Source organism: Haladaptatus sp. DYSN1, from assembly GCF_029489995.1.
Taxonomy (GTDB): Archaea; Halobacteriota; Halobacteria; order Halobacteriales; family Halococcaceae; genus QDMS2.
In genome coordinates this window covers 276,326-290,998 of the sequence record NZ_CP120470.1, presented here as the reverse complement: position 1 = coordinate 290,998, position 14,673 = coordinate 276,326, and the positions used below count along the sequence as shown (strand labels likewise).

11 protein-coding genes are annotated in these 14,673 nt (G+C 60.5%); 5 read left to right on the top strand and 6 right to left on the bottom strand.

Annotation, left to right across the window (positions count from 1 at the left end; all coding sequences use genetic code 11):
- Window positions 1-35: 35 nt before the first annotated feature.
- From P0648_RS01470 to P0648_RS01445, 6 genes are all read right to left on the bottom strand, one after another.
- On the bottom strand, window positions 36-428 hold the full coding sequence (locus P0648_RS01470) for a hypothetical protein (protein ID WP_276246015.1): 393 nt from the start codon (window positions 426-428) through the stop codon (window positions 36-38).
- On the bottom strand, window positions 425-1,807 hold the full coding sequence (locus P0648_RS01465; RefSeq protein ID WP_277504971.1) for an ABC transporter ATP-binding protein: 1,383 nt from the start codon (window positions 1,805-1,807) through the stop codon (window positions 425-427). The genes P0648_RS01470 and P0648_RS01465 overlap by 4 nt, the downstream gene beginning before the upstream one ends.
- Window positions 1,804-2,886 carry an ABC transporter ATP-binding protein gene (locus tag P0648_RS01460; RefSeq protein WP_276246017.1) on the bottom strand — a complete coding sequence of 361 codons (1,083 nt, stop codon included), beginning with the start codon at window positions 2,884-2,886 and terminating at the stop codon, window positions 1,804-1,806. Before P0648_RS01460 ends, P0648_RS01465 begins: the two co-directional genes overlap by 4 nt.
- A complete protein-coding gene (locus P0648_RS01455; RefSeq protein WP_276246018.1) occupies window positions 2,883-4,358 on the bottom strand; it encodes an ABC transporter permease in 1,476 nt (491 codons plus the stop codon). Before P0648_RS01455 ends, P0648_RS01460 begins: the two co-directional genes overlap by 4 nt.
- 2 nt (window positions 4,359-4,360) lie before the next feature.
- Window positions 4,361-5,392, bottom strand: a complete 1,032-nt coding sequence (locus P0648_RS01450) for an ABC transporter permease (RefSeq protein WP_276246019.1) — start codon at window positions 5,390-5,392, stop codon at window positions 4,361-4,363.
- 149 nt (window positions 5,393-5,541) lie between these two features.
- On the bottom strand, window positions 5,542-7,371 hold the full coding sequence (locus P0648_RS01445; RefSeq protein ID WP_276246020.1) for an ABC transporter substrate-binding protein: 1,830 nt from the start codon (window positions 7,369-7,371) through the stop codon (window positions 5,542-5,544).
- A 324-nt stretch (window positions 7,372-7,695) separates the two neighbouring features.
- On the opposite strand from P0648_RS01445, the gene P0648_RS01440 reads away from it, so the two are divergent.
- The 5 genes from P0648_RS01440 (at window position 7,696) to P0648_RS01420 (ending at window position 14,658) form a co-directional block, all read left to right on the top strand.
- Window positions 7,696-7,869, top strand: coding sequence for a hypothetical protein (locus P0648_RS01440; RefSeq protein ID WP_276246021.1), 174 nt, complete (start codon window positions 7,696-7,698; stop codon window positions 7,867-7,869).
- Window positions 7,870-7,952: 83 nt separating this feature from the next.
- Window positions 7,953-8,096 (top strand): hypothetical protein, encoded by a 144-nt coding sequence (locus tag P0648_RS01435; protein ID WP_276246022.1) that lies wholly within the window; start codon window positions 7,953-7,955, stop codon window positions 8,094-8,096.
- The gene (polC, locus tag P0648_RS01430) at window positions 8,093-13,087 is read left to right on the top strand and encodes a DNA polymerase II large subunit (RefSeq protein WP_277504967.1); all 4,995 of its coding nucleotides are present in this window, start codon (window positions 8,093-8,095) and stop codon (window positions 13,085-13,087) included. Before P0648_RS01435 ends, polC begins: the two co-directional genes overlap by 4 nt.
- A gap of 343 nt (window positions 13,088-13,430) precedes the next feature.
- Window positions 13,431-13,739: a hypothetical protein gene (locus P0648_RS01425; protein ID WP_276246024.1), complete on the top strand. Its 309-nt coding sequence runs from the start codon at window positions 13,431-13,433 to the stop codon at window positions 13,737-13,739.
- 25 nt (window positions 13,740-13,764) lie between these two features.
- Window positions 13,765-14,658, top strand: coding sequence for a ketopantoate reductase family protein (locus P0648_RS01420; RefSeq protein WP_276246025.1), 894 nt, complete (start codon window positions 13,765-13,767; stop codon window positions 14,656-14,658).
- Window positions 14,659-14,673: the final 15 nt, after the last annotated feature.

The window sequence follows — 14,673 nt, the reverse complement described above, 5'->3', positions numbered from 1 at the left end:
TTCCTCGTTTCTGCTCGCGGTAAAAGTTGTTGACTCTAGGCACCAATCCCCAAGCCAAACTCCATCACGAGCGAGATGGCGAGCGTGAGGAGGCTCGCGAGAAACAACTTCGTCGAGCTTCGCATCCGGTCGTTTACGGGGAGGTGCATCCCCCCGAGCGGCGTGATGCGGTCGAGGAGTCGCTCGAAGGGGGTCGCGTCGCGACTCGGATTCTGGTCCTTCCACGGCGCGGTTGGCCGTAACTGGAAGGCGGCGACGCCAAACGCGAGAAAGCCGAGGACGAACAGCATGTTCTTCACACCTGGCCAGCCACTGCCCAGGACGAATCCGAGGACGTACGAAACCGCGAACAGGACGAACGTCACGGCGAAGATGTACACCAGTGCGTCGAGCGTTTGCTGGCGTCGCAGTGACGGGTCGCCGTTCATCGAGTGAAGACGTGGTTTTCTAAGTACTCAGACGGCTCTTCGTACTCCGGTTTGTGCCGGTGACAGAGGCTCACGCGACCGGATTCGCTGACGCGCAGTTGCTCCGGTTTCACGATTTCGCCTTCTGCGTACTCTCCGTCCATGCCCTCTGGCACGACGCCGTCACAGATGCTACCGAACTCTGCTCTGAGATAGGCGGCGGCCTCTTTCTCGTTGCCGTTCGCCACGAGTTCCTCGGCTTCGTCCAGATGCTCGCGAATCTGTGCTGGTACGGTCAGGTCGCCGAACACCTCGCGGTTTATCTCCTTGATGTTCGAGAAGCGCGTCTCCATGCCGAGGATTTCGCGCGCTCGTTCGCCGATGGATTTGTCAGCGCGCGTGCGCTCGCGAACGATTTCGCGGAGCAACTCGACGCCGTCCCAGATGTCGTCGTCAAGGTCCTGGTACTTCGGCGGGCGAATCTTCGTCGGACAGCGCGTGCTGAACGGACAGCCTTTCGGCGGGTCACGCGGACTCGGCGGCGTGCCGCGAAGCGTGATGCGCTGGCGTTCGACCGTCGGGTCCGGGTCCGGAATCGCAGAGAGCAGCGACAGCGTGTACGGATTCGCCGGGTCGTTGAACAGCTCTTCCGTATCGCCGATCTCCATGATGTGGCCGAGGTACATCACGGCCGTCCGGTCGCAGATGTGCCGGACCACCGAGAGGTCGTGGGCGATGAACAGGTAGGTCAGTCCGAACTCCTCCTGGAGGTCTTCGAGCAGGTTCAGAATCTTCGCCTGCACGGAGACGTCGAGTGCGGAGACCGGTTCGTCGAGGACGACGAACTCCGGTTCGAGCGCGAGCGCGCGGGCAATGCCGATGCGCTGGCGCTGACCCCCGGAGAACTGGTGGGGATACCGGTAGTAGTGTTCCTCGCGCAGGCCCACGGTTTCGAGCAGGTTCCGAACCTTGTCCCTACGGTCTCGGGGTGTTCCGATTCCGTGGACGTCGAGCGGTTCGCGGATAATCTCCCCGACCGTCATGCGGTCGTTGAGGCTCGATTCTGGGTCCTGAAACACGATCTGAGCGTTGCGCCGCCAGTTCTTCAGGTCGTCGCCGGACAGTTTCGTGATGTCCGTGCCCTTGTACTTGACTTCGCCACTCGTCGCCTTCTCCAGGCGGACGAGCGTGCGCCCGAGCGTGGTCTTCCCACAGCCCGATTCGCCGACGAGACCGAGAGTCTCGCCCTTCTTGATTTCGAAGTTGACGCCGTCGACTGCCTTGACCGGGTTGCCTCCGAGAAGCCCGCTGCTCTCGTAGTAGGTCTTCAGGTTGTTCACCTCGACCAGCGTCTGGCCAGTGGCGACGGTCGTCTCGAACTCACTTGCGGATTCGCTCATTGTTCATACTCCCCGCTTCGTGCGCGGTGGGTTTCGACTGCGTCCTCCGTCGTCTCGTCTTCGGGATAGAGGAGGCAGGCAGCGGTGTGATTGGTTGCCGATTCGTCCACGGGGACGGAAACCGGGTGCACCGAGTTGCACTCGTCGAACGCCTTCGGACACCGCGGGGCGAACCGACAGTACGTCGCCGGTTCGTTCGGCGTCGGCACCTCGCCCTTGATGGTGCGCAGGCGCTTTTCGCCGGGGTGTCGTCCCGGAATGCTCTCCAGTAACCCCTCCGTGTACGGATGCTTGGGGTTCCCGAACAGTTCGACAGACGGTGCGGACTCGATAATCTCGCCCGCGTACATCACGTTCACGCGGTCTGCAATCTCCGCGATGACACCCATGTCGTGGGTGATGAACATGATAGAGAGGCCGCGTTCTTCCTGAATCTCCTCTAAGAGTTCCAGAATCTGGGCCTGAATCGTCACGTCGAGTGCAGTGGTCGGTTCGTCGGCGATGATGAGTTCGGGTTTGGACGCCAGTGCCATCGCGATGACGGCCCGCTGGCGCATCCCACCGGAGAACTGGTGTGGATACTCGTCGATGCGGCGGCGGGCGTCCGGAATACTCACGGCTTCGAGCAGGCGGATTGCCTCCTCGGTCGCCTCGTGGCCTCGCAGGCCACGGTGGAGGCGCAGTACCTCCTTTATCTGGTTCCCGACGGTGTACACCGGGTTGAGCGAGGTGAGCGGGTCCTGGAAAATCATCGAGATGCCGCGTCCGCGAATCTTGCGGTACTCGGCCTCGGTCTTCCCGACCAGTTCCTCGCCCTTGAAGCGAATCGACGACCCGTCCAGGATTTTGCCCGGATTATCGACGATGCCCATAATCGAGCGGGCGGTCACCGACTTCCCGGAGCCAGACTCGCCGACGATACCGACGGTCTCACCCTCACGGATATCGAAGCTGATGCCGTCTACGGCGCGGATGACCTCCTTGTCAGTGAAGAAGGCCGTGCGCAGGTTGCTGACCGAGAGGACGGGTTCGCCCGTCTCTCGCTGGCGGGTGTCCTGGAGTTCGTCCATGGAGCTCATCCACCACCACCTCCGGCAGCGGCAGCAGCCTCACCACCAGTCTCGCCAACACCACTCTTCGGGTCAAGCGAGTCGCGGATGCCGTCGCCGAGGGCGTTGAACGCCGTCACGACGAGCACGATGAGGATGCCGGGGATGAGCGAGACGTGCCACGCCTGAGTGGTCACGTAGTCCTGCCCGGCGTTGATGGCACTGCCCCACTCAGGGGTCGGCGGCGAGATGCCGAGCCCGAGGAACGAGAGGGCGGACGTGCCGATGATGATGCCACCGAGGGTCATCGACCCGTAGATGAGCAGGTAGCCGAGGATGTACGGCAACATGTGTTTTTTCATCGTCACGGTCGAGCGTTGGCCGTAACTGCGGGCGGCGTCCACCCACTCCTGCTCGGAGACCTGGAACGCTGGCCCACGGATGGCACGCCAGAGGAACGGCCAGCCCGTCCCGGCGAAGATGAGCGCGATGAGCAAGCCACCGTTGTAGATGCTCGATAGCCAGTGGTCTGAGAACACCACAGAGAGCAAGATGAGGATGAGCAACTGTGGCAGGCTCATGATGGAGTCACTCGCCACCACAGTCGCAAGGTCCACGAGGCCCTTGTAGTACGCCGTCAGCAGGCCGAAACTGGCCGCGAGGAACGTACTAATGGAGATGGACAAGAGGCCGATGAATAGCGACACCCTTGCCCCATGGACCATGAAGGTAAACAGGTCTTGCCCGGGTGTCGGCATCGTGCCGAACGGGTGGAACCGGCCATAGTCGTCGTACTGCCACGGCTGGATGTTCGTACTGCCGGCACCGCGCGAGGCGGTCATCAGGTTCGCGTCTCCGACGAAGACCTCCTGGACCGACTGCGTGTCTTCGTTGAAGTATTTGAACTGGTTCTGGTACGGCCGGTCGATGTTCGCGTCGAACGTCGTCGGGCCGAGGGTCGGCGCGAAGATGGCCATGACCACGAAGAGGAACACGATGGTGAAGCCGAACTGACCCCATCGGTGGCTCTTCATCCGCCGGACGACGTCGTCGCGTGGCGTCCAGTCGGCGTAGCGGTAGTTGTCACGGAACACTTTGTAGCCCATGAGCACCCATCCGAGGAATGCGAAGGCGTAGGTGTAGGTCAGGAGGACGCGAATCAGCCAGGCCCACTTGGGTTCGAGACCCATGAAGGTGTTCACCCACGGGCCGTTGGCCGATTCTTGCCACCCCTGATTCGGGATGAGTTCCCGAGAGGTGAGCGTTGGAATCTCTGCTGTCTTCGCCGCCGTGTCCATGAGAGTGGCGGCAATGGAAGCGCCCGTATCACCCGGAATCGCGTCGAAGAGAGAGCCGATGAACCCGATTAGCGTCGTTGCGAGGGCACCGAATTCGAGCGCGATAAGGAGCGCCATGATGGCCCCCCAGATGAGCGCAGGACGTGGATTCTCCTGAATTCGCTGGAGAAGCGGTACGTCTTCTGTTACGCTGTTTTGGCTCATTGTTAGTTGTTATCGTAGCCGACTCGTGGGTCGATGATGGTGTACAGGAAGTCCTGCAGGATGTTCACGGAGAGCGTGAGCAGGATGAAGATGTACATCAGCGACCCCACGAGTGGGAGGTCGCCTTGGACGGTCGCGTCGAAGAACAGTTTGCCGATGCCGTTGATGGCGAACACTGTCTCGACGAGCACGGACCCGCCGATGAGGAGGAACGCTTCACCCGTGATGATGGGCACCAGCGGGATGAGCGCGTTGCGGAACACGTGCTTCCAGACGATTGCGCGGCGAGGCAGGCCCTTCGCGCGGGCCGTCTCGACGTAGTTCGAGTTGATGGTTTCGAGAACCGCCGTCCGGCCGATACGCATCTCGTTACCCATCGACGACGACCCGAGCACCAGTGCTGCGGGCATGATTTGCTTTATCGCGGTGAGCAGTCGCTCTGGGTCAGAGAGGTTGGTGAGTGGTGGTGCCCGAATGATGTCTGTTTCGACGATCCACGCACTCCAGTTGAAGCCGAACAATACTTTCTGTGACTGCGTGAGCAAACTCACCAGAATGACGGCGAGCCAGAAGTTCGGCATCGCACGCCACACAATCCCACCGAAGGAAGCGACGTAGTCGCTCCAGGTGTTGGGGTGGAGGCCGGCGTAGAAGCCGAGCGGGATGCCGATGAAGATGGCGATGAGAACAGACCAGAAGCCGAGCCAGATGGTGCGAGGCGCACGCGTGGCGATAACTTCGTAGACGGTCGTGTCGGGGGAGATAACCCACGACTGGCCGAGGTTGAACGTGAAGAGGTCCCAGAGGAATTGGAAGTACTGTTCCCAGATGGGGACCGGCGCACCGCTCGGTGTTTCGAGACCAAGGCGGACGGCAATTTCGTGATACGCTTCCGCGGACCCGGTCGGGCCGAGAATCGACGCGACTGGGTCGACCGGACCAACCCGGATGATGAGGAAGGTAATCGAACTCGAGAACACGAGGATTGGAATTGCGAGCAGTACCCGTCGGAGGAAGTAACTCCAGCGGCTCACAATCTGTCACCCCCGTGCCATGCTGTGTAAGTCATAATTAATGCTGTAGGCTATTGTTTCGTTACCTGTTACGGCAATTATCTCTTTCGTTCCCGAAGCGCTCTATCGGCGCTCAGCCGTGCGAAAAAACGGAAACGAGTGGACGAAGATTACTGCTCTTTCCAGGTGCGGTTAAGCATCTGACGCGAGGTCCCCATGCCGCCGAACACTGGCACGTGGACGTTGTTGTAGTAGAAGCGCTCGCGGAGGTTGTGGAACGTGTTGACGAACACGACGTCCTCCCAGTTCGCTTCTTCCATCTCGACGTAGGCTTCGTTGCGGATGTCCTGTGCTTCCTGCGTCGGTGCCCGGTTGTCGAGGACGCGCTCGAAGGCTGCTTTTGCACGGTCTGAGGCTTCGGTGCCGCTCCAGTTCGTGTAGGACAGTGGGCCTTCCTGTGAGGTGTCCGTGCGTGGTGGGTAGATGAGCTGCAGGAAGTTGTCTGCACCTGGCCAGTCAGCGATCCAGCCGAGGGTGTAGGCTTCTAAGTTGCCGTTGCGACCGCGCTCGAGCATCGCTGCGAACTCTGCCTGCTCGATTTCTAAGTCGATGTAGGCAGCGCCGAGGCGACCCTGGAGAATCTGTGCGATCTGGCTCCACGTGTTGGAGGTGTAGTGGGTGAAGGTCAGGCTGTAGCGGTTGTCCTCGCCGTAGCCGGCCTCTTCCATGACCTGCTGTGCGCCCTGCACGTCGGCCGTGTTGTACCCGTACGGGTAGCTCTCTTCAGCGTGCTGGTTGTACGCGTTCCCTGCACCTGGGTAGATGAGCGGCGGCGTCAGGTGGTACGCCGGTGCGACGCGGCTCTTGAACACTTGCTCTGCGAACTCCTTCTGGTTGGTCACGTAGGCGACTGCCTGACGGACTGCCTTTGGCACGTTAGCCGTGTTGAAGCCGAAGTAGAACGTCGAGATTTCCGGCACGCGGACGTAGTTGACGGTCTCGCCGTTGCGGACCGGTCCGTAGGTACCGATGTCGCGGCCGAGGTCGTCCGTGGTGTCCACGGAGACGAGGCCTGGGTCGTACTGCGCCGTCGGGATGGAGAGGAAGTCGGACTTCTTGTCCATCGACCACTCGTAGGCGGCGTTGTCGTCCTCGATGATTTCCCACTTGATGCTGTCGAGGTACGCCTTGTCGCCGTGGTAGTCGTCGTAGCGCGTGACCGTCGCGTTCGAACCCTGGTCCCAGTTCCCGAACGTGAATGGGCCACAGCCGATTGGGTTGGACGTCGCGAAGTCGGACTGGGACATCTCGCCGTCGTAGCCTTCGATGTCGCCGACGATGCCCTCTGGGATACACGCGAACGAGGAGTACGCGAGCATCGCGAGCGTCGAAGCGAATGCCTGTTCGAGTTCGAAGGTGAGTTCCGTCTCACTGCTCGCCTCTACGGCCATCGAGCCGGGCGAGTAGTTCCCGTCGCCGTCGGTCTCGTGAACGACACCGAGCGAGTCGAGGATGAAGTAGGTACGACGCGAGTTCTCGGAGGCTGCGAGGCGCTCCCAGGAGTAGACGAAGTCACTGGCCGTCACCGAGTTGCCATTGTGGTACGTGGCGTCCTTGAGGGTGAAGGTATACTGCGTGAAGTCGTCGTTGGTCGTATAGTCTTCTGCGAGACTCTGGACAACCGCAGTCTCCCCGTTCGGGTAGAGCATGAGGTTGTCGAAAATCTGGCGAATGACGCGACCCGAGGCCGTGTCCGTGGCCTTGATTGGGTCGAGCGTCGTCATCGTGGAGTTGATGAGGTTGAGGGTGCCACCCGTCTGTGGCTCCATCGTGGCGGTCGTCGTGGTGTCGCCGCCACCCGTGGTCGTCTGACCGTCGCCGGTCGTCGTCGTATCGTCTTCGCCGCCACCACCGGTACACCCAGCGAGTGCCGTTGCGGTCGCAGCTGCGCCCGTCGCTTGCAGGAAGCGACGTCGGTTGAGGCTGTTACTGTCTGTCATCCGTCTGCTCCTTTTTGTTGTTACCCGATAAATTTACCGCTGTTTCGCTGTTGCGTCCCATGCCTTCCGGTAGCACGGTTTTGGTATACTTTGACATGGCAATCAGCACAGAATGGAGTTAACCCTTTTTACGAATATAACTGTCGTAGACTGAAATTTGCGTTTCACCTATCAATCTCGCTGAAAGCAGCCATTTCAGCGACGTGCGCGCGCGTAATGACACAATTAAAAATGCAAAAAGCTGCAGACGCTGACCCCATCAGGGCGCGCCGCCAATCGTCCCGATTCGGAGACTTTATATTCTTTGTTATGATATAGCATAGTATGGCACCGGACATTACGGCTCGGTCGGAACCGGTCTTTGACGAAGCCGAGGTTATGGCCTCGGTCGATGAATCGGGGAGCGTCGCCCGACTCATTATTGCCGACATTTGCCGTGATGACGCATGGGTATCCTGCCGCGCAGAAGAGGCCGTCACACTCTCTGCCTGGGCCTGACCCACACGCCACTCGTTCTCTCGAACCGCACTGTCACGAGGACAGACCTGTACACTTTTCATCGCGCCCACCGTGGCCAGCGTATGCACTACTGCGACGTCTCCCTCGACGACAGTCCCGTGTCGAACGCTGAGACGGCGCTTTTCTTCGGGCTAGCCGCGCAGGGAGCAGCCGCGGCCGGCCGAACCGCCGCCGAACCGCGCACCCCGACCCACTGGCTACGATGAGACCGGAGGACGAACGCTACTTCGAGACGCTCGAAACCCGGCTCGACGAAGCGATGGCTCTCGCGACGAAAGCCAAAGAGCAAGGTAACGACCCGAAACCGGAAGTCGAGATTCCCATCGCGAAGGACATGGCAGACCGCGTCGAGAACATCCTCGGCATCGAAGGCGTGGCCGCCCGCGTCCGCGAACTCGAAGACCAGATGAGCCGCGAGGAAGCGGCCCTCGAACTCGCCAAGGACTTCGCTGCTGGCGACGTCGGTGACTACGAAACCCGAGAAGGCAAAGTCGAAGGCGCGGTCAGAACGGCTGTCGCACTTCTCACCGAGGGCGTCGTCGCCGCGCCCATCGAGGGCATCGACCGCGTCGAAATCGTTCCGAACGACGACGGCACGGAGTTCGTCCGCGTCTTCTACGCTGGCCCCATTCGCTCCGCCGGGGGGACTGCACAGGCGCTCTCCGTGCTCGTGGCCGACTACACCCGCGCACTCATCGGCATCGACCAGTACAAACCGCGAGACGACGAGGTCGAACGCTACGCAGAAGAACTCGAACTCTACGACAAAGAGACGGGCCTCCAGTACACGCCGAAGCCAAAGGAGACGAAGTTCATCGCCCGCAACTGCCCCATCTGCCTAGATGGGGAAGCCACCGGGAGTGAGGAAGTCTCCGGTTTTCGCGACTTAGAGCGCGTCGGCACCAACAACCCTCGTGGCGGGATGTGTCTCGTCCTCGGCGAAGGGATTGCCCAGAAGGCACCGAAAATCAAACGCTACACCTCCGCCCTCGACGAAATCGACTGGCCGTGGCTCGACGATCTCATCGACGGGACCATCGGCAAGGAAGACGGGGAGGAACCCGAGGCCGACGAAGACGCACCCGACGAAGCGGAGGCGACCGAGGCCGAACCTGCGGCCGACGAGCCAGAACCAGCCGTCGAAGTCGAAGGCCCACCGCGGGCCGAACCGAAGACCAAGTTCCTGCGCGACCTCATCGCCGGCCGTCCCGTGTTTTCACACCCGAGCATGCCCGGCGGCTTTCGCCTCCGCTACGGGCGCTCTCGCAACCACGGGTTCGCGACCGCTGGCGTCCAACCGGCGACGATGCACGTCGTGGACGACTTCCTCGCAACCGGGACCCAAATCAAGACCGAACGCCCCGGAAAAGCGGGCGGGGTCATCCCGGTAGACTCCATCGAAGGCCCGACGGTCAAACTCGCGAACGGCGACGTTCGCCGCATCGACGACCCGGCCGAGGCGCTGAAACTCCGCAATGGAGTCGTCGAAATTCTAGACCTCGGCGAGTACCTCGTCAACTTCGGCGAGTTCGTCGAGAACAACCACCCGCTGATTCCCGCCTCGTACGTCTTCGAGTGGTGGGTCCAGGACTTCGAGCACGCCGGCGCGGACGTCCAGGCGCTCGCCGACGACGCCCGCGTTGACCTCGAACATCCCAGCCCCGAGCAGGCACTCACCTGGGCGCGAGAGTACGACGCGCCGCTTCACCCCGATTACACCTACCTCTGGCACGACCTCTCGGTCGAGCAGTTCGAGATGCTCGCCGACGCCGTCGCCGAGGGCTACGTCGAAGACGGGGCTCTCTACGTCCCGAACGAAGACGATCCTCGTCAGTCCCTCGAATGGCTTCTCATCGAACATTCACAGGGTCCCGAAGAAATCCGTATCCCGGTCTGGAAACCGCTCGTCGCCTCGCTTGGCCTCTCCGAATCGCTCGACAAACAGTGGGATGACCTCTCAGCCACGTCGCGTGCGTGGCCGAACGCGCACAATGCAGTAAACGAAGTCGCTCCGTTCTCCCTGCAGGAACGCGCCCCGACCCGCATCGGAAACCGGATGGGACGCCCCGAAAAGTCGGAGAAACGCGACCTGAGCCCGGCGGTCCACACCCTCTTCCCCATCGGCGAGGCCGGCGGCAGCCAGCGCTCCGTCTCAGAAGCCGCGAACCACTTCGCCGACCGCAACGCGACTCGGGGCGAAGTCGAAGTCACCGTCGGCAAACGAAAATGCACCGCCTGCGGTGAAATCACATTCAAGAACAAGTGCCCCGACTGCCAGGGCGCGACCGAGCCACAGTACGAATGCTGGTCCTGTGAAATCGAGGTCGAACCCGACGAGGGGGGCCGCGCCGAGTGTCCACGCTGTGGCAAAGCAGCCTCCACCGAGTGGCGTCGTCCGGTCAACATCCGCGAGGAGTACCGCAACGCCCTCGCGAACGTCGGCGAGCGCGAAACCGCCTTTGACATCTTGAAGGGCGTGAAGGGCTTGACCTCGAAACACAAAACGCCCGAACCGATGGAGAAGGGCATCCTCCGGAGCAAAAACGGCGTCTCCGTGTTCAAAGACGGCACCGTCCGCTACGACATGACCGACCTGCCCGTGACCGCCATCCGCCCGGACGAACTCGACATCACCGTCGGGCAACTCCGCGAACTTGGCTACAACGAGGACGTAAACGGCGACCCCTTAGAACACGACGACCAGGTCGTCGAACTTCGCGTCCAGGACATCGTCCTCTCGGACGGCGCAGCAGAGCACATGCTTCGCATCGGCGGCTTCGTCGACGACCTCCTGACCCAGTACTACGACCTCGAACCGTTCTACGAGTTCGAAGACCGGCAGGACCTCGTGGGCGAACTCGTCTTCGGGATGGCTCCCCACACGAGCGCCGCCGTCGTCGGGCGCGTGATTGGGTTTACGAGTGCGGCCGTCGGCTATGCGCACCCTTATTTTCACGCAGCCAAGCGGCGGAATTGCTTCCATCCGACGACCAAGGTGTGGTACAAAGATGAGGGAGAGGAATGGCATTACGACGAGATTGAATCACTCGTCGAGGAGCGTCTCAATGACCCACGCGAGGACGACTTTGGCGCACTCGTCTCTGAACTTGATGGTGATGTGTATGTGCCCTCTGTGACTGAGGACGGTGAGGTCGTGAGAAAACGGGTCGAAGCGGTCTCAAAACACCCCTCGCCTGACCATCTGATTCAGATTGAGACGCGAAATGGTCGCTCTCTGAAGGTCACGCCAGAGCATTCGATGCTACGATGGGCAGAGGGAATTGACAGAGTCGATGCCCACGAGTTGGAGGTTGAAGACTCGATTCCTGCGCCTAAGGAGATAGAGTTTGGGGGCGTTTCGACTCAAATCGATCTACTCGCCAAATTTGTGGAGAACGATTCGCTTCCAAATGAAGAGCTTATGGTCCGTGGACTCGGCGCAGACCGAATCAAGAAACTCTTCGATGAATCTACTGAGGGTGTAGGTTACCTGAAGCCAGTTGCTACAATCCTTGGATGTAGCAAGTCCACCGTTTACAATTGGGTGTCTAGAGACAGTGTCCCTGTCTCTGTTCTCATCATACTCCTTGGCCAAGAAGAGGTACTCACACGAGTTCCTGCAGAGGTTCATCTTTCGATTCGAAGAGATACAGCGACAGTCAATCGGCATCTCGCAATCGACGAATCATTTGCTATTCTCCTTGGATATTATGCAGCAGAAGGATTCACACGTAGAGAGTCGGGTAGTTTCTACCAAACCACGATTTGTATCCCAGACGAAAAAGCTAGAGAGCACATCATCGAAACCTTCGCCGATGCGCTCTCGGTCGATGCTTTCGAAGAGAACGAGTGGGAAGTGACTGCTTCAAGTCGTCTTGTCGCGACGCTATTCGCAGATATCCTAGAAACGGGCTCTCGCGCCGAGAGTAAACGCATTCCAAATGCAATACTTAGTGCTCCTAACCCACTGCTTCGTGCGTTCCTTGCGGCATACTTCAGTGGGGATGGCAGCACGTCTGCTGACCGTCTTGATATTCGAGCTCACACGATTAGCGATGAACTCAAGGAGGACTTGGTTGCGTCTCTGAAGCGCTTTGGAATCTCTTCGAAAGTAGCTCAAGAGACTCGAACCATTGAATCTGGAATCGTTGCAGAATTCTACGAAGATGAATCGCCAGAATTCGAATCGTGGGTTTTGAAAATCTCGTCTGAGAACGCAGTCAGGTTTGCTAAACAAATCGGATTCCATCTCGACCGAAAACAATCGACGCTCCAGTCCGTGGTCAAATCGGCTGATGTCCGTTCTCAACGCATTCTTGGTGACGGTGGAGAAGTCTGGCTTGACGAAATAACCTCCATCGAAATCGTCGAATCTGACACGGAACACACCTACTCCGTCACCGTCGAAGACACGAACACACTCGTCGCCAACGACCTCTTTACCGGTCAATGCGACGGTGACGAGGACTGCGTCATGCTCCTCATGGACGGCCTGCTCAACTTCTCGAAGCAGTACCTCCCGAACAAGCGCGGCGGCCGCATGGACGCCCCGCTCGTGATGTCCTCGCGCATCGACCCCTCGGAAATCGACGACGAGGCCCACAACATGGACATCGTGGACCGCTACCCGCGCGAGTTCTACGAGGCCACCCGCGAGATGGTGGACCCCGGCGAGGTGGACATCAAACTCGCAGAGGACACCCTCGGGACCGACCGCGAGTACACCGACTTCCGCCACACCCACGAGACGTCGAACATCGCGCTCGGGCCGGACCTCTCTGCGTACAAGACCCTCGGGTCGATGATGGACAAGATGGACGCCCAGCTCGAACTCGCCCGAAAGCTCCGGGCTGTGGACGAAACCGACGTCGCAGAGCGCGTCATCGAGTACCACTTCATGCCCGACATCATCGGCAACCTCCGGGCGTTCTCCCGCCAGGAGACGCGCTGTCTCGACTGTGGCGAGAAGTTCCGCCGGTTCCCGCTCTCTGGGGACTGTCGGGAGTGTGGCGGCCGGGTCAACCTCACCGTCCACGAAGGCTCAGTCAAGAAGTACGTAGACACCGCCATCAGGGTCGCAGAGGAGTACGGGGCCCGCGAGTACACCAAACAACGCCTCGACATCCTCGACCAGTCGATTCGCTCGGTGTTCGAGAACGACAAGAACAAGGCGTCGAAAATTTCTGACTTCATGTGAGCGCACCTTTTTCTGCGTCGGGGTCGCTTCGCGACCCACTCCTTGAAAAACGCGCCCGAAAAAGGCCGAATGCGCCGACGGCGCATTCGGGTGCGATGCTTGCTGGTTTCCGCAACCGCACCGCAACCGCATTATTTTACTTTCTTTGTACTCAGTGGCCTTACTTCCGGTTGATTTCTACCAGTTGTGTAGAGTAGTCCCTGACCGCACCGAAACCGCACTGCTCATCGTTCCTGACTTCCGTTTCGTCTCTCCGCAGTCCGTGACTTTTCGTTCCGTTTTCGTTGACTGTTTTCGAAAATGGCGAGGAGTTTTATCTGGTTTGCGAACCAATAGCTCGGGCATGGGTGACAGTTCACAGAATTACATCGAGAAGGAACTCCCGTTCGGGCTCGACGTGTTCGACGAGGGTGGCAACAAACTCGGGACAATCCGTGGATTCGACGAACACGGCTTCTACGTGACAACCGAGGAAGGGGTCGAGAGCCTCTCTATCCAGCACATCCGCGCCGGTCACGAGTTCGGTGAGGGTGAACTGATGTGGCGGTGCTGGTCGTGTGGCGAGATGGGTGACATCGAGGACGACCTACCCGACGCGTGCCCGTCCTGTGGCTCGCCGAAAGAGGACCTCTACTACTACACGGAAGACTGATTTTCCCCGCCGAACCACTTCCCGTATGGAGATTGTCGTGTTCGGCGCGGGTAGCCTCGGAAGCCTCGTTGGCGGCCTCCTCGCTCGCGAACACGACGTGACGCTCGTCGGTCGCGACCCACACATGCTGGCAGTTCGCGAGTCGGGCCTCCAGGTCGGCGGTGAGTTCGACTTCACCGTTTACCCGAAGGCAGAGACGACGGTCCCCGACAGCGCTGACCTCGTCATCGTGACGGTCAAGGCGTTCGACACCGCGGAGGCAGCCCACGCCCTCGCAGACTGTCCCGCAGACGCAGTTTTGACACTCCAGAACGGGATGGGGAACGAGGAGACGCTTGCGGCGACGCTCGGGTGCTCCATTCTCGCCGGGACCTGTACCTACGGCGCGGTCCAACCAGAACCCGGTCACGTCTTTTGTACCGGCGTCGGCGACGTCGTCCTCGGCCTGCCAGAAGGTGGTTCCTCGACGCTCGCAGACCGAATCGGCGAGGCGTTCTCGGCCGCCGGCATCGTCACCACCGTCGCAACCGACATGCCGCTTCGCCGCTGGGAGAAACTGGCCGTGAACGCGGGCATCAATCCGGTGACGGCGCTCACGCGGATAGAGAACGGTGACATCCTCGACGGCCCTGCCCGCGAGACGGCGGTGGCGGCCGCCCGCGAGACTGCTCGCGTCGCGCAGGCACAGGGCGTCAACCTCTCCGAAGCCGCTGCCGTCGAGGCCGTCGAAGCCGTCGCCCGCGCCACGGCCGAAAACACGTCCTCGATGTTCCAGGACATTCGCATCGAGCGCCGAACGGAAATCGACGCCATCAACGGCTACGTCGTCGCGCACGCAGGTGCGGTTTCGGTTCCGGTGAACGCGACGCTCGCGAACCTAGTAAAAGCGTGGGAGAAGCATCACGCACGGCGTGCGTGAGCCAGAAATCGAGTC